13 protein-coding genes are annotated in these 14,805 nt (G+C 57.4%); 6 read left to right on the top strand and 7 right to left on the bottom strand.

Annotated features, from left to right (window positions below):
- Positions 1–38 precede the first annotated feature (38 nt).
- A complete protein-coding gene (locus C7476_RS28030) occupies positions 39–359 on the bottom strand; it encodes a hypothetical protein (protein WP_181872323.1) in 321 nt (106 codons plus the stop codon).
- A 29-nt stretch (positions 360–388) separates the two neighbouring features.
- Here C7476_RS28030 and C7476_RS02295 point away from each other — a divergent pair, with 29 nt between their 5' ends.
- The 3 genes from C7476_RS02295 to C7476_RS02285 all read left to right on the top strand — a co-directional run bounded on the left by C7476_RS02295 (position 389) and on the right by C7476_RS02285 (position 4,712).
- Positions 389–1,816, top strand: coding sequence for a glutamine synthetase family protein (locus C7476_RS02295; RefSeq protein WP_112526085.1), 1,428 nt, complete (start codon positions 389–391; stop codon positions 1,814–1,816).
- 205 nt (positions 1,817–2,021) lie between these two features.
- Complete coding sequence (locus C7476_RS02290; protein ID WP_114428272.1) at positions 2,022–3,308, top strand: NAD(P)/FAD-dependent oxidoreductase; 1,287 nt, start codon at positions 2,022–2,024, stop codon at positions 3,306–3,308.
- 219 nt (positions 3,309–3,527) lie between these two features.
- Positions 3,528–4,712 (top strand): calcium-binding protein, encoded by a 1,185-nt coding sequence (locus tag C7476_RS02285; protein WP_114428271.1) that lies wholly within the window; start codon positions 3,528–3,530, stop codon positions 4,710–4,712.
- A gap of 92 nt (positions 4,713–4,804) precedes the next feature.
- Here the strand turns inward: C7476_RS02285 and C7476_RS02280 are convergent, their stop codons facing one another.
- The 6 genes from C7476_RS02280 to C7476_RS02255 all read right to left on the bottom strand — a co-directional run bounded on the left by C7476_RS02280 (position 4,805) and on the right by C7476_RS02255 (position 10,554).
- Positions 4,805–5,929, bottom strand: a complete 1,125-nt coding sequence (locus C7476_RS02280; protein ID WP_114428270.1) for a beta-ketoacyl-ACP synthase III — start codon at positions 5,927–5,929, stop codon at positions 4,805–4,807.
- 373 nt (positions 5,930–6,302) lie between these two features.
- Entirely contained in the window at positions 6,303–6,704 is a 402-nt protein-coding gene (locus C7476_RS02275) for a type II toxin-antitoxin system VapC family toxin (RefSeq protein WP_114428269.1), read from the bottom strand.
- On the bottom strand, positions 6,701–6,931 hold the full coding sequence (locus tag C7476_RS02270) for a type II toxin-antitoxin system Phd/YefM family antitoxin (protein ID WP_114428268.1): 231 nt from the start codon (positions 6,929–6,931) through the stop codon (positions 6,701–6,703). The genes C7476_RS02275 and C7476_RS02270 overlap by 4 nt, the downstream gene beginning before the upstream one ends.
- 301 nt (positions 6,932–7,232) lie before the next feature.
- Entirely contained in the window at positions 7,233–8,075 is an 843-nt protein-coding gene (locus tag C7476_RS02265; protein ID WP_114428542.1) for an oxidoreductase, read from the bottom strand.
- Between the two features lie 223 nt (positions 8,076–8,298).
- A complete protein-coding gene (locus C7476_RS02260) occupies positions 8,299–9,048 on the bottom strand; it encodes an SDR family oxidoreductase (protein ID WP_114428267.1) in 750 nt (249 codons plus the stop codon).
- 30 nt (positions 9,049–9,078) lie between these two features.
- Complete coding sequence (locus C7476_RS02255) at positions 9,079–10,554, bottom strand: aldehyde dehydrogenase family protein (protein WP_114428266.1); 1,476 nt, start codon at positions 10,552–10,554, stop codon at positions 9,079–9,081.
- A 141-nt stretch (positions 10,555–10,695) separates the two neighbouring features.
- Between C7476_RS02255 and zwf the strand changes: the two genes are divergently transcribed.
- The 3 genes from zwf (at position 10,696) to edd (ending at position 14,778) form a co-directional block, all read left to right on the top strand.
- Entirely contained in the window at positions 10,696–12,168 is a 1,473-nt protein-coding gene (gene zwf / locus C7476_RS02250; protein ID WP_114428265.1) for a glucose-6-phosphate dehydrogenase, read from the top strand.
- Positions 12,169–12,179: 11 nt separating this feature from the next.
- Entirely contained in the window at positions 12,180–12,884 is a 705-nt protein-coding gene (gene pgl, locus C7476_RS02245; protein ID WP_114428264.1) for a 6-phosphogluconolactonase, read from the top strand.
- Between the two features lie 67 nt (positions 12,885–12,951).
- The gene (gene edd, locus C7476_RS02240; RefSeq protein WP_114428263.1) at positions 12,952–14,778 is read left to right on the top strand and encodes a phosphogluconate dehydratase; all 1,827 of its coding nucleotides are present in this window, start codon (positions 12,952–12,954) and stop codon (positions 14,776–14,778) included.
- The last annotated feature ends 27 nt before the right edge of the window (positions 14,779–14,805 follow it).

Raw genomic sequence — 14,805 nt, 5'->3', positions numbered from 1 at the left:
AAACTTTTCCGCTGGAGGATTTCCGTTTTCCTTTCGAATCACGAAAATGCTTTAGATTTGTTTTTGCGCAATTCCGGACGGAAAACCGCTTCACACTTTTCCTGAAATTGCTGATTTTTGTTTTTACGCAATTCCGGACGCAAAACTGCTTCACACTTTTCCTGAAATTGCTGATTTTTGTTTTTGCGCAATTCCGGACAGAAAACCGCTTCACACTTTTCCTGAAATTGCTGATTTTTGTTTTTGCGCAATTCCGGACGGAAAACCGCTTCACACTTTTCCTGAAATTGCTGATTTTTGTTTTTGCGCAATTCCGGACGGAAAACCGCTTCACACTTTTCCTGAAATTGCTTTATCATCTTGTCACCGCAACTCATTCTGGTGATTGATGCCCTCCGAAACTCCCGAGAAAAAACCCGCACGGACCCGGCGGCGTACGCCGGCCTATGTCAAAGCCACACGCGGCGTGAAGAACTGGCGTGAAGCTTCCGAGTGGCTGGCCTGGCGGGATATCGAGGACATCGAATGCATTACCCCGGATCAGGCGGGTGTGGCGCGCGGCAAAATGATGCCGTCGAAAAAATTCACATCCAATACCTCGCTGGCGCTGCCCTCCGCCGTATTTATGGCGACAATCTCCGGCTCCTATCCGGAAGATGGGCATGGCTTCTCTTATCCCGAAGACGACGGCGACCTAAAGCTGATGCCGGATCTCTCCACGCTTTCGGAAGTACCGTGGGAAAGCGATCCGACAGCGCAGGTCATTTGTGATCTCGTCAACAAGGACGGGGAAGCGGTGGAATTTACCCCGCGCAATGTCCTGAAGCGCGTCATGGCCGCTTATGCCAGGAAGGGCCTGAAGGCGGTCGTCGCGCCGGAAATCGAATTCTACCTCGTCAAGAAAAACCCAGATCCGGATTATCCCCTGACCCCGCCTGTCGGACGCTCGGGCCGGGCGATCGGTGGTGGACAAGGTTATTCAATCGCCGGCGTCAACGAGTTCGACGAACTCATCGATGATATCTATCATTTCTCCGAAAGTCAGGGCCTCGAGATCGACACGCTGATCCATGAGGAAGGCGCGGCGCAGCTGGAGATCAATTTGCGACACGGCGATCCTATCGAGCTTGCCGATCAGGTGTTCCTGTTCAAACGCACGATCAGGGAAGCCGCACTGAAGCACGACATGTATGCGACATTCATGGCGAAGCCTATACAGGGCCAGCCGGGTTCCGCGATGCATATCCATCAATCGATCATCGACAAGAAGACGGGCAGAAACGTGTTCTCCAACCCGGATGGAACGGAAAGCCCGGCGTTCCGGCATTTTATTGGCGGCATGCAGAAACACGTCCCGGCCTCGCTCGTGATGTTTGCGCCTTATGTGAATTCTTACCGGCGGCTGACACCGGCGGCCTCTGCGCCTGTCAATGTCAAATGGGGCTATGACAACCGCACCACGGCCTTTCGTGTACCGAGGTCCGACCCCGCGGCGCGGCGTGTCGAAAACAGAATCCCCTCCTCCGACGCCAACCCGTATCTGGCACTGGCGGCATCGCTCGCCTGCGGCTTGATCGGCATGAACAACAAGATCGAGCCGGATGAACCTGCCTCCACGACCGTCAACGACAATCTGATTGAATTGCCGCGCGGGTTGATCGAGGCGACAATCCTGTTCGAGCAGGACAGGGAACTGGTGGCCATGCTCGGCGAATCCTTCGCAATCACCTACGCCGCAATCAAACGCGCCGAGTTCGAGACCTTCATGGAGGTCATCAGCCCGTGGGAGCGCGAGTTTTTGCTGCTGAATGTGTGATGTTGCCCCTCATCCGCTGTTTTCTTTCTACTGCGCAACTGCTGTGCGTGGTTCGACAAGCTCACCATGAGGGAGGTAGTTGATTGCAAGCGGCCAAGTTCTGCAAGGTTGGTGATTGCATGCAGTCCACCACCTCCCTCATGGTGAGCTTGTCGAACCACGCACAGCAGTTGCGCAGCAGATCAATGTAGAAGTTTGCAAAAATATGCCCTACCAATCACCCATTGCCCCCGGCATCTCCTGGTACGAGACCGCGGTCGATGACCGTCCGGAATATCCGGCGCTGGATGGATCGCGCAGCGCCGACGTCGTCATTATCGGCGGCGGGTTCACAGGTCTTTCCGCAGCCGTGCATCTGGCGTCGGCAGGTGTCGATGTGGTGTTGCTCGAAGCCTGGCGCTTCGGCGACGGCGCATCAGGGCGCAATGGCGGCCAACTCGGCACCGGTCAGCGCGCCTGGGCGGAAGAACTCGAGGCGCAATATGGTTTCACCCGCGCCAAGGCGCTTTTCGATCTCGCTGAAGAGGCGAAGAGCCATCTCCTACAATTTGCCGAGACCCACAAGATCGACATCGAATATGTGCCGGGGCAAATGTCCGTTGTGCACAAGAAGCGCTACCTGAAGGACTATCGGGCGCACGCGGAACTGATGGCGACACGTTTCGGCTATCCGCATATCCACTACATGGATGCCGCGGAAACCGCGGAACGCCTTGGTTCGAAGCGCTATCTCGGCGGAACATACGACAAAGGCACCGGCCATATCCAGCCGATGAAGCTGGTGGTCGGCACAGCAAAGGCAGCGGCGCAGGCCGGCGCGCATCTCTACGAGAACAGCAAGGTAACCGGGGTCAAATCCGACAACGGCCGCGTGACCGTTACGACGCCTTTCGGCAATGTGACGGCGGCAAAGTGCCTGATCGCGGTCAATGCCTATGGCGGAAATCTCGAACCAATCAGCGCAGCGCATGTGATGCCGATCCGCTCGTTCATCGGTGCGACCGTGCCGCTCGGGCCCGACAGTCCCGTTTTGCCGGGCGGCGAGAGCGTCGACGATTCGCGTTTCGTGGTGCGCTATTTCCGCCGCTCGAAGGATGGGCGGCTGCTGTTCGGCGGGCGCGAGGCCTATACGGCAGACAACCCGCTCGATATCAGCACGCATATCCGCCGGCAGATCGCCGAGATTTATCCGGCGCTCGCCGATGTCGAAATCACGCAGGCCTGGGGCGGCTCGGTGGGCATTACCCTGCCGCGCCAGCCCTTTGTTCGCGAGGTCATGCCGAACGTGATCTCGGCCGGGGGCTATTCCGGCCATGGGGTGATGCTGTCGAATTTCGTCGGCAAGCTCTATGCCGAGACTATTGCCGGCAACCGCGACCGGCTGAAGCTGCTGGAGGAGCTGAAAGTACCGGCATTTCCGGGTGGGCGCACCTTCCGGGCGCCGCTGTTATTCCTTGCGCTCAGCTGGTACGCGCTGGTCGACAGAATCTAGGTTTCTTCAAATAAAAAATCGCAAATTCTTGCGTCTAAGTACATGTTTTCGGTAGTTATTCTGAATTACGCATTAGATATTAATGATTATACTTGGATGTAACTAAATATAGGTATACACTGCTTGTAGCGACTGTGGGGTTCAAGGCCCCATTCCGGCGACCGCCCCGCAGCCCGAGAGGGCAGCACTTGCCCTCTCACCCACGGGGAGGGATTGGTTATGGCAACATTATCCCAAAATTATAAGAATATACTTGGCGTCGGCAACGTGCCGGACCCGGGGACGATGGGAGACGATCGTCCGAATACTCAGTCATATCTTCTTTCAGCTGCAAATCACTACTACCAAGGTCTAGGTGGAAACGACCTCATCACTGGCGGCCTTGGCAATGACTACATCGAGGGCGGAGCAGGGGCCGATTCCATATTACTCGATCCCGGCATTGGTCTTACCCCGGCCACTAACAGTGACACGCTCGGTTATTTAAACTCCAACTCAGGCGTAAACGTCACTCTGAGTTTGCTTGGCGGCATTCAGAGCGCCTCCGGGGGCCACGCCCTAGGTGATACGGCCGTCGGGGGCTTCGAAAATCTCGTTGGCTCTGATTTTGGCGATGTCCTGACCGGCAATGCCAGCGCCAACATCATTATCGGTATGGGCGGTGATGACGACATATCTGGAGGCGGCGGCAATGACGTGCTGTATGGCGGTGACGGTGTCGATACCATTCACGGCGGTCTCGGTGATGACAAGATTTATGGTGAGGCCGGCGACGATAAGCTTTTCGGGGACGAGGGCAATGATACGTTCTATTTCAGTTCCCAATATAACGCGATGGACGGAGGAGCCGGGACAGCAGATACGGTAGACTATTCGGGGGTCGAGAACAGCCGCGGCACAATCGTCGATTTAAGACCGGACGCGAACGGATGGGGACACGGAGGCGATGCAGCAGATGGCGATACATACAAATTTATCGAGAACGTTGTCGGTAGCCAATTCAACGACCGTATTTACGGTACTGGTGAGGCCAACAATATCTCCGGTGGAGGAGGTAGCGATAATCTACTGGGCGGCGGCGGAAACGATGTGATCAACGGAGGCGCCGGCGATGATCAACTCCGAGGAGGTGAAGGAAACGACACCCTTACTGGTGGCGCGGGTCGCGACCAGTTCATCTATGAATCCCTTGCCGATCTGAACGGCGACAGGATAGTCAACCTAAACGCTCTATATGATCAAGAGAGGATCGATGCGAGAGCGGCCAATATTACAACCGTAAGTTACGTCGGCACTAGTGGAGAGTTCACCCAATACCGACTTATTTCGGGCACCAGCTCCGCAACTATATATGTGGACTTTGATGGAAGCGGTATCCATCACGGCAGTCTCTTCCTCATTTAATATCATGATGGGAATAAACCAGGAGGCCTGAAAGGTCTCCTGGCCCCATATGCAGGGGCATTTGGGCTTTGCAACTCTTATCTTGAACGGTCCTAAACCTTCCGCACGATCACGCTACCCACCGAATACCCCGCGCCGAACGAGCAGATGACGCCGAGGCTGCCGGGGGCGAGATCGTCGGAATATTTCGAGAAGGCGATGATCGAGCCGGCGGACGACGTATTGGCATAATCCTGCAGGATATTGGGTTGTTCGCCGGGTTCCGGCTCGCGGCCGAGCACCTTGACGCCGATCAGGTCGTTCATGCCCTTGTTTGCCTGGTGCAGCCAGAGCCGCGACAGGTGCGCCGGCGCGATGTTCTCGTCGGCGAGATGGGTGAGGATCAGATCGGAGACGATCGGCACCACCTGCTTGAAAACTTTGCGGCCTTCCTGCTTGAACAGCATGTCGCGCCGGTCGGCCATGTGGCCTTCGCGGGTGCGGCGCAGGAAGCCGTTATTGTTGCGGATATTGTTGGAAAACTGCGTGAGGCAGCGCGTTGAGACGATCTCGAAGCGGTCCTTGGCGGTGGCCAGGTCGTCGCGCTCGAGCAGCACGGCGGTGCAAACATCGCCAAAGATGAAATGACAGTCGCGATCGCGCCATTCGAGATGCGCCGAACAAATTTCCGGGTTGACCATGAGGATCGCGCGGGCCGAGCCCGAGCGGATCATGTCGGCAGCGGCCTGGATGCCGAAGGTGGCCGACGAGCAGGCGACATTCATGTCGAAGCCGAAGCCTTCGATGCCGAGGGCCTGCTGTACCTCGATGGCGATGGCCGGATAGGGGCGCTCGTGATTGGAAGCGGCGCAGATCACCGCATCGATTTCCGACACATCCCGCCCGGCTTTGGCGAGGGCGAGACTCGCGGCATGTACGGCCATCTGCGCCATGACGGACAGATCCTCGTCTGCGCGCTCGGGCAGGACCGGGTGCATGATCTCCGGATCGAGGATGCCGGATTTGTTGAGGACATAGCGGTTTTCAATGCCGGACGCGCGGACGATGAAATCCTCCGCTGACATCGTCATCGGCGCGCGTGTGCCTGCGGCAATCTCATCGGCGTAGAGCTCGTTCTGCCGTGTGGCATAGGTGTTGAACGCCTCCACCAGCTCGGCATTGCTGATGGACTGCTCTGGCGTGAAAACGCCCGTACCGCTGATGACGACTTTATGCATGGCGCTTCCAAAATTTTGTCTTTGAAAAGCGATAGAGTTTCCAGGCGTTTCGCGCAAGTTGTCATAGGTGCGCCCCCCTCTCCGTCACGACGGAGTAGGTGTTCTAAGCCGAAGGTAGTGGCAATTAAGGCTGGTCTTGTCATCAAGGGTTCATGTGAGGGTCATAGCCTTTCCTCACTAAAGCCCGTTTTGAAACCAAGGTGCGGCGGTCATCTAACGCGGTTTTCTGCGCTTCCGCACTTAGGTATGCTGCACTCGTCGCAAGGGCGCCCCCGAAAACCACGCCATTTCGGCTCGCGCTGACAGGAATTTCAACACACCCAAGAAGCAGGCAGTAGAACAAATTGGCCGGCTTTTGCTGGCCTTTTTTGTTTCACCATACGCGGCCAACCCAACCTTTGTGGTTCGAAAGCGTATCGAAGGTCGTGTCCGCGGAGATCAATGGCAGCTCATGATGTATTGCTGTCGCAGCAAGCATCCGGTCGAACGGATCGCGGTGAGCCCAGTCCAATCTCGAGGCCGACAGGCTGATTTCGGGAGTAAGCGCAGCAACGTGCCCTCCTACCTCGCCCAGCAAAATCACCAGCCGGTCTAGAAAAGCCTCCATCTCGGGCCATTTACCGATCCGAACCTTCTGGCCAATTTCGAAGAAACTGACGGGAGAAACAAAAACAGCCTCAGCCTGTTCAACAGTTGAAATGAATTTGGCGGACAGGCGTGGACTCTTATAGAGAGACCAAGCCCACGCATGGGTGTCAAGAAGGATTGATTTCACTCACGGCCTTCCCAAAGGGCAAGATCTTCCTCGGACATGGGCTCGAAGAAATCTGGCGCCTCGCCGAGCTGACCTTTCAGAATTCCAACCTTGAAACGGCTTTTGGGAATCGGAACGATCTTGACGACCGGATTCTTGCCTTTGGCAATGATAACCTCTTCGCCAGCCAAGGCGGCATCGATCAATTTCGATAAATTGGTTTTGGCTGCGTGAACTGTCACCTGCATTTAAATGCTCCATTAGCTAACTTAGCTAATACCATCGATTTTCTATTTCGACAATCGAAAGTTCACGCAGCCGGTCGTGACTAGAGCCATTCCGTTTCTCTTCAAATCACGGAATGGCTCTAGGTTTGTTTCTACGCAATTCCGGACGGAAAACCGGTTCCCACTTTCCTGGAATTGCTCCAGGTTTGTTTCTACGCAGTTCCGGACGGAAAACCGGTTCCCACTTTTCCTGGAATTGCTCCAGGTTTGTTTCTACGCAGTTCCAGACGGAAAACCGGTTCCCACTTTTCCTGGAATTGCTTTAAGCGTCCGGGTAATCCGCACCCAACGTCACTTTTTCCCAAGCGCCGAAATCCTTTTGAAGGTCCGCAATTTTGGCGTGAGCGTTCTGCCATGCCTGTTTGCCGAGCAGCAGGCGTAGTGGCGGATCCTTGGCTTCGACCGCCTGAACGATCGCCTTGGCCGCACGGACCGGATCACCCGGCTGATTGCCGCTGATGTTGCGGATCATCTCGGCGCGCTGACCGGACGTGGCGCGATAGTCTTCAATCGTGTGCTTGGCTTCATTGGCGGAGCGGCCGGCCCAATCGGTGCGGAATGGACCTGGTTCGACGATAAGCACCTTGAGCCCGAGGGGCGCGATTTCCTTTGAAAGAGCTTCCGACAGCGCTTCGACGGCGAATTTGGTCGCAGTGTAGAAACTGACGGCAGGGTTGGCCACCAATCCACCCTGCGAGGAGATATTCACGACGGTGCCCGAGCGCTGCTTGCGCAGGGTTGGCAGGACCGCACGCGTCATATTGGCAAGACCCCAGACGTTGATCTCGAACATCTGCCGCACCTCTTCCATTTCGCTCTCCTCGAAGGAGGCGAAATAGCCGATGCCGGCATTGTTGACGAGCACATCGATGCGTCCGAAGCGTTCTGTCGCGGCTTTGACGGCGTTTTCAATATCCTCAGGCTTGGTCACGTCGAGCTTCAGCAAAAGCGCGTTGTCCTCATGGCCTTTGGCAATGTCTTCGATCTGTGAAACGTTGCGAGCGGTGACAACGGTCGGATAACCAAGCTCAAGCGTATGGCGCGCAAGTTCGCGGCCAAAGCCGGTTGAACAGCCAGTGATGAACCAGACAGGTTTCGATGTCATGTTGATGTCCTTGAAAGATGGGAGCGCCACGGGGGTCCGAAGGGGCCAGGGCAGCACAGGGGAAAATCTGCTACATTAGAGCAACTTCGTTTTTTCTTCGAAACACGGAATTGCTCTAGTCTTTATTTTGCGCAATTCCGGACGGAAAACCGCTTCGCACTTTTCCTGGACTTGCTCTGGTAATGTAGCCCACCTAGCCCATGTTTCAAGGTTTATCGTTCGATCAGATGCAGCGCCCGCCATCAACTTCCAGTGCAACGCCGGTAATAAAGTCGGCTTCGCTCGAGGCAAGCCACAACGCTGCATTGGCAACGTCAAGCGGAGTGGACAAGCGGCCAAGCGGAACCGTGGCCTTGAACTGCGCACGCTTTTCCGGCGTGTCTTCACCCATGAACAGGCCGAGCATCGGGGTTTCGCCCGCGACCGGGCACAGGCAATTGACCCGGATGTTCTTCGGTGCAAGTTCGATCGCCATGGATTTGGTGGCGCTGATCGCCCAGCCTTTCGACGCATTGTACCAGGTGAGACCAGGGCGAGGGCGCAGGCCCGCTGTCGAGGCGGTCGTGATGATCGAGCCACCGCCCTGCCTTTCCATGACAGGCACCACGGCGAGCGCGGAATAGTAAATCGCTTTCATGTTGACGCCGGTGATGAGATCGAATGTCGCCTCGTCAACGCCGAGCATCGAGCCATTGCGGTGGGTGAAGCCGGCATTGTTCACCATGATGTCGATCCGGCCAAACGCGTCCATCGCGGCCTGTACCATGACGTCCACCTCTTCCTTGCGCGTCACGTCGGCATGAATGGCAACGGCCGATTTGCCGATATCCGCGGCGACCTTTTCGGCACCCACAAGGTTCAGATCAGCAACGACGACATTCGCCCCCTCCCCGGCGAAGCGCTTGGCCATTGCCTCGCCAAAGCCCGATGCTCCTCCGGTGATGATTGCTGTCTTGCCTGCCAAACGCTTCATGTCTTCTCCTCATGCATGGTGGTGATTTGATCAATCGTGGCGGAAGATGATCGTCTTGGTCGCGGACATGTCGTAAAGGGCCTCGAAACCCTTTTCACGACCATGACCGGATTTCTTGAAGCCGCCAAATGGCAGTTCGACGCCACCGCCGGCGCCGTAGGCATTGACGAAGACCTGCCCCGCACGCACGCGCTTGGCAACGCGATGCTGGCGCGCGCCATCTCTGGTCCAGATACCCGCGACGAGGCCATAGTCCGTGTGGTTGGCGAGCCTTATGGCCTCCTGCTCGTCGTCAAACGCGAACAGCGTGAGCACCGGGCCGAAAACCTCCTCCTGGGCGATAATGGCCGCCGGATCGACGGCACCGAACAGCACTGGTACCACGTAGTAGCCAGTGGTCGGGGCTTGGGCATCGATGGAACCCCGCGCAATGACATCGATGCCTGCCTCGGCAGCCGACGCGACGTAATCTTCAACCCTGCGTTTCTGTGCCGGATTGATCATCGCCCCGAGGTCGAGATCCGCATCGTGAGGGCCGGCAACGAGCTTGTCGAAACGCTCGCCCAGCGCGGCAGCGACCTCATCGTAGATCGGACGCTCGATGAGAATGCGGCTACCGGCCGAGCAGGTCTGCCCACCGTTCTGGATGATTGCATTGACGAGAACAGGGAGCGCCTTTTCAATATCCGCGTCGGCAAAGACAATCTGCGGTGACTTGCCGCCAAGTTCCATCGTAACGCCGCGATTGTTCGCGGCAGCGGCCTGCTGGATGGCTGTGCCAGTTGCGGGAGAACCGGTGAATGTCACATAGTCCACGTCGGGATGCGCTGAGAGAGCTGCACCTGCTTCGCGGCCGTAGCCGGTGATGACATTGAGCACGCCATCCGGAAGACCTGCCTCAATGGCAAGTTCGCCGATACGGATCGTTGAGAGCGATGCATCTTCGGCTGGCTTGATGACCAGCGTGTTGCCCATGGCAAGCGCCGCGCCAACCACGCGCGCCATAATCTGCATCGGGTAGTTCCACGGAATGATCCCGGCAACGACGCCGTGCGGTTCGCGCAATGTCAGCGCCGTATAGCCATCGAGAAACGGGATTGTATCGCCATGGATCTTGTCGGCCGCACCGCCGTAGAATTCATAATAACGTATGGCCGCGGCAACATCCGCCCTGCCCTGGCGAATCGGCTTGCCGGTATCGCGCGATTCGAGCGCTGCAAGTTCATCACCATGCTGTTCGATCAATTGCCCGAGCCGCGTCAACAGCCTACCGCGCTCGAAGGCAGGCATCCTTGACCAGGGACCGCGATCGAAGGCCTCGCGCGCGGCACGTACGGCACGGTCCACATCATCGGCATCGCCCGCCGGAATGGTCGCAAAGGCCAAGCCATCGGACGGACACAAAACAGTGATCGTTTCCTGGCTTAATGCGGCAACAGGTCTGCCATTTACGATGTTCAGGAAATGCTTATCCTGTGCGACAACTCTGGATAGATTATGTACCATGATCACATCCCATTCGTTGCAAGCCTATTGGAAAGGACACGAATTGGAAATGCATTTTGACGCAGTTTATGCTTCAGGACTGGTCATTTTAAATCGATTAGATTATACAACCCGCAAAGTCAGGCATAGCGAGACTCTCCCATGACAAGTCAGATTATCCCGGTTGATCCCTTTGATTGTATCGTGTTCGGAGGTACCGGCGACCTTGCCGAGCGCAAGCTGATCCCGGCGCTTTATCAACGCCAGCGCGATGGCCAGCTTTCAGAACCGACCCGCATCATCGGCGCCTCCCGTTCGCCTATGTCAAACGACGACTACCGCAAGTTCGCGGAAAGCGCGATCAAGGAGTTCGTGAAGCCGAGCGAATTCGACCAGAAGCAGGTCGATCAGTTTCTGGCGCGTGTGTCCTATGTCGCGGTCGATGCCACCTCAGACAATGGCTGGGAGGAGCTGAAGACCGAGATCGGTAATGATACCAAACGCGTCCGCGCCTTTTATCTTGCTGTCAGTCCATCCCTCTTCGCCGACATCTCAAGCCGCCTGAAGAGCTACAAGCTGGTTCATGACCACACGCGCATTATTGTGGAGAAGCCGATTGGCCGCGACCTTCAGTCAGCCATCGCACTCAATGATACGATCGGCCACGTTTTTCACGAACAGCAAATCTTCCGCATCGATCATTATCTCGGCAAGGAGACTGTGCAAAATCTGATGGCGCTGCGCTTTGCCAATGCGCTGTATGAACCTCTTTGGAATTCGGCCCATATCGACCACGTGCAGATTACAGTTGCTGAATCTGTCGGGCTGGAAAATCGCGCTGGCTACTACGATACGGCGGGTGCACTTCGCGACATGGTGCAAAATCATATCATGCAGCTGCTTTGTCTCGTGGCTATGGAGCCGCCGGCATCGATGGATGCGGATGCAGTGCGCGACGAAAAGTTGAAGGTGCTGCGGTCGCTCAGCCCGATCACCTCGAAGAACGCCGAGGAGCTTACCGTCCGCGGCCAATATCGCGCTGGCGCTTCTTCGGGCGGCGCAGTGAAGGGCTACATACAAGAGCTGGAACACCCCAGCAACACCGAAACATTCGTCGCCATCAAGGCCGAAATCGCCAACTGGCGTTGGGCCGGGGTGCCGTTCTATCTGCGTACGGGCAAGCGCCTGGCATCACGTGCTTCCGAAATCGTCGTGTCGTTCAAGCCCATCCCGCATTCGATCTTTGGTGACAGTGCCGGCCGCGTTGTCGCCAATCAGCTCGTCATCCGCCTGCAGCCGGACGAGGGCGTCAAGCAGTGGATGATGATCAAGGACCCGGGTCCGGGCGGCATGCGCCTGCGTCACGTTCCTCTGGACATGACCTTCGCCGAATCCTTCACCGCGCGTAGCCCCGACGCCTATGAACGGCTGATCATGGATGTAGTACGTGGCAACCAGACGCTGTTCATGCGGCGCGACGAAGTGGTCGCGGCGTGGCAATGGGTCGACCCGATCCTGAAGGCGTGGGCCGAAACCGAACAGCCACCGGCAGGCTATACCGCCGGCACGTGGGGTCCATCGGCAGCTATCGCTCTTATCGAACGCGACAACCGCACATGGCACGAACCTGAGTGAAATTTGATCCCATGACAGCAGATCCGAGATTGACCAGTTTTGCCGATGGCAATGCGCTTGCCGAAGCCCTCGCTTCGACCGTTGCGGCACGGCTGGCGGACGCAGTGGAAGCACGCGGTAAGGCTGTGCTGGCCGTATCGGGCGGCACAACCCCTGCCCGGTTTTTCAAGGTGCTGTCACTCAAGGATTTGGCGTGGGACAAGATCACGATCACGCTGGTGGATGAGCGCTTCGTACCGCCGACCAGCGACCGTTCAAACCAGAAGCTCGTGACAGAAATGCTTCTGCAAAACAAAGCCGCCCAGTCGAATTTCATCGGGCTCTACAATGAGACGCCTAATGCCGAAGAAGGTGCTAAAATAGCGGCGCAGGCGATAGCCAAGCTTGGACAGCCATTCGATGTCGTCATTCTCGGCATGGGCGGCGATGGTCATACCGCGTCGTTCTTTCCCGGCGGAGACCGGTTGAGCGACGCGATTTCGCCAGATCAGCCGGCGCTAGTGCTGCCGATGCATGCAGAAGGTGCAGGCGAGCCAAGGCTGACGCTGACGCTACCGGCAATCGTCAATGCACGTTTCGTGGCGCTGCATATTGAAGGTGCGGGCAAGCGTACGACCCTTGAGGCGGCTCTTGGACGTGGCGCGACAACCGACATGCCGATACGCGCGATATTGCGATACGAGCCGATTGCGCTCGAGATTTTCTGGGCTCCCTGAGGCCCGGAGCCTGTGATTGCCGGGAAGGCTCCCAAACTTCCGGGCAAACGCCATAAGGAGACATGAAATGACCGTCCTGCAACGGGTGAAAAGCATTACCCATCGCATCTGCGAACAGTCGAAGCCGACACGCGATGTCTATCTCGATCATCTTCGCGAAGCGGCATCGCGCAAGCCAAAGCGTTCGGCGCTCGCCTGCGCCAATCTCGCCCATGGGTTTGCGGCCTGCAGTCCTTCCGACAAGGCGGCGCTCGCTGGCGATGTCATAGCCAATCTTGGCATCATCACCTCCTATAATGACATGCTTTCGGCGCATCAGCCCTTTGAGACCTATCCGAATCTAATCAAGGCCGCGGCGAAGGAAGCTGGCGGTGTGGCTCAGGTTGCGGGCGGTGTGCCTGCCATGTGCGATGGCGTGACGCAAGGGCAGCCGGGTATGGAGCTCTCGCTGTTTTCGCGCGACGTTATTGCCATGGCGACCGCCATCGGCCTGTCGCACGACATGTTCGACGCCGCGGTCTATCTCGGCGTTTGCGACAAGATCGTGCCGGGCCTCGTGATCGGCGCGCTTACCTTCGGCCACTTGCCGGCCGTGTTCATTCCCGCAGGCCCGATGACTACTGGCCTTCCCAATGACGAGAAGGCCAAAACGCGCCAGCTCTATGCGGAAGGCAAGGTTGGCCGCGAGGAGCTGCTCGAATCCGAATCCAAGTCCTATCATGGGCCTGGCACCTGCACATTTTACGGCACAGCCAATTCCAACCAGATGCTGATGGAGATCATGGGCCTGCATATGCCGGGTTCGTCCTTCATCAATCCGGGCACGCCCTTGCGCGAAGCGCTGACGCGTGAAGCGGCGAAGCGGGCGCTTGCGATCACGGCGCTTGGCAATGAATACACGCCGGTCGGGGAAATGATCGATGAGCGCAGTATCGTCAATGGCGTTGTTGGTCTGCACGCCACGGGTGGCTCGACCAATCATACGATGCATCTCGTCGCCATGGCCGCCGCTGCCGGCATCAAGCTGACCTGGCAGGACATTTCTGATCTTTCCGACGTCGTGCCGTTGCTGGCGCGCGTTTACCCCAATGGTCTTGCCGATGTGAACCATTTCCACGCTGCCGGTGGCATGGGTTACATCATACGCGAGTTGCTCGACGGCGGCCTCCTGCACGAGGACGTCAAGACCGTCTGGGGCGGTTCGGAAGGTTTGCGCGCCTATACGATCGAGCCGAAGCTCGGTGAAAACGGCACGGTCGTGCGCGAGCCGGTCGCTGCAGAAAGCGCCGACAAAAAAGTTCTATCGACCTGCAAGCAGCCATTCCAGGTGACGGGTGGTCTCAAGATGCTCAAGGGCAACCTCGGCACGGCGGTGATCAAGACCTCGGCCGTAAAGGCCGACCGGCACATCATCGAAGCGCCTGCTATCGTCTTTGACAGCCAGGCAGCGCTGCAGGATGCCTTCAAGGCCGGGAAACTCGACCGCGATTTCGTCGCGATCGTGCGGTTCCAGGGGCCTCGTGCCAATGGCATGCCCGAACTGCACAAGCTCACCCCTGCCCTAGGCGTGTTGCAGGATCGCGGCCATATGGTTGCCCTGGTCACGGACGGACGCATGTCCGGCGCATCCGGCAAGGTACCTGCGGCTATTCACGTGACGCCGGAAGCACTCGATGGCGGTATTATCGGCAAGATCCGGGATGGCGATGTGGTTCGGCTCGATGCCGAAATCGGCACGCTCGACGTGCTTGAAGATCCTGAGGTCCTCGCAGCGCGCCCGACGCCGGACGTTGATATCAGCCACAACAGCTACGGCATGGGACGCGAGCTCTTCGCAGCCTTCCGCAATGTTGTTGGAAAGGCGGAAAACGGCGCATCGGTGTTTGGCCTTTAGTCGCATTGCGCTCGTGTGTAGACACTC

Source organism: Phyllobacterium bourgognense (genome assembly GCF_003337575.1).
Classification (GTDB): Bacteria; Pseudomonadota; Alphaproteobacteria; order Rhizobiales; family Rhizobiaceae; genus Phyllobacterium; species Phyllobacterium bourgognense.
Note: the sequence above shows the minus strand (reverse complement) of the source record. Positions and strands in the feature narration are given on the sequence as shown.

Excerpts from the sequence above, each read along its gene's own strand:
- C7476_RS02270 (WP_114428268.1), bottom strand. The coding sequence starts at position 6,931 with ATGCAGGTGACAGTTCACGCAGCCAAAACCAATTTATCGAAATTGATC.
- C7476_RS02290 (WP_114428272.1), top strand. The coding sequence starts at position 2,022 with ATGCCCTACCAATCACCCATTGCCCCCGGCATCTCCTGGTACGAGACC.
- C7476_RS02260 (WP_114428267.1), bottom strand. The coding sequence starts at position 9,048 with ATGAAGCGTTTGGCAGGCAAGACAGCAATCATCACCGGAGGAGCATCG.
- pgl (WP_114428264.1), top strand. The coding sequence starts at position 12,180 with ATGACAGCAGATCCGAGATTGACCAGTTTTGCCGATGGCAATGCGCTT.
- C7476_RS28030 (WP_181872323.1), bottom strand. The coding sequence starts at position 359 with ATGATAAAGCAATTTCAGGAAAAGTGTGAAGCGGTTTTCCGTCCGGAA.
- C7476_RS02280 (WP_114428270.1), bottom strand. The coding sequence starts at position 5,929 with ATGCATAAAGTCGTCATCAGCGGTACGGGCGTTTTCACGCCAGAGCAG.
- zwf (WP_114428265.1), top strand. The coding sequence starts at position 10,696 with ATGACAAGTCAGATTATCCCGGTTGATCCCTTTGATTGTATCGTGTTC.
- C7476_RS02255 (WP_114428266.1), bottom strand. The coding sequence starts at position 10,554 with ATGGTACATAATCTATCCAGAGTTGTCGCACAGGATAAGCATTTCCTG.
- C7476_RS02265 (WP_114428542.1), bottom strand. The coding sequence starts at position 8,075 with ATGACATCGAAACCTGTCTGGTTCATCACTGGCTGTTCAACCGGCTTT.
- C7476_RS02285 (WP_114428271.1), top strand. The coding sequence starts at position 3,528 with ATGGCAACATTATCCCAAAATTATAAGAATATACTTGGCGTCGGCAAC.
- C7476_RS02295 (WP_112526085.1), top strand. The coding sequence starts at position 389 with ATGCCCTCCGAAACTCCCGAGAAAAAACCCGCACGGACCCGGCGGCGT.
- edd (WP_114428263.1), top strand. The coding sequence starts at position 12,952 with ATGACCGTCCTGCAACGGGTGAAAAGCATTACCCATCGCATCTGCGAA.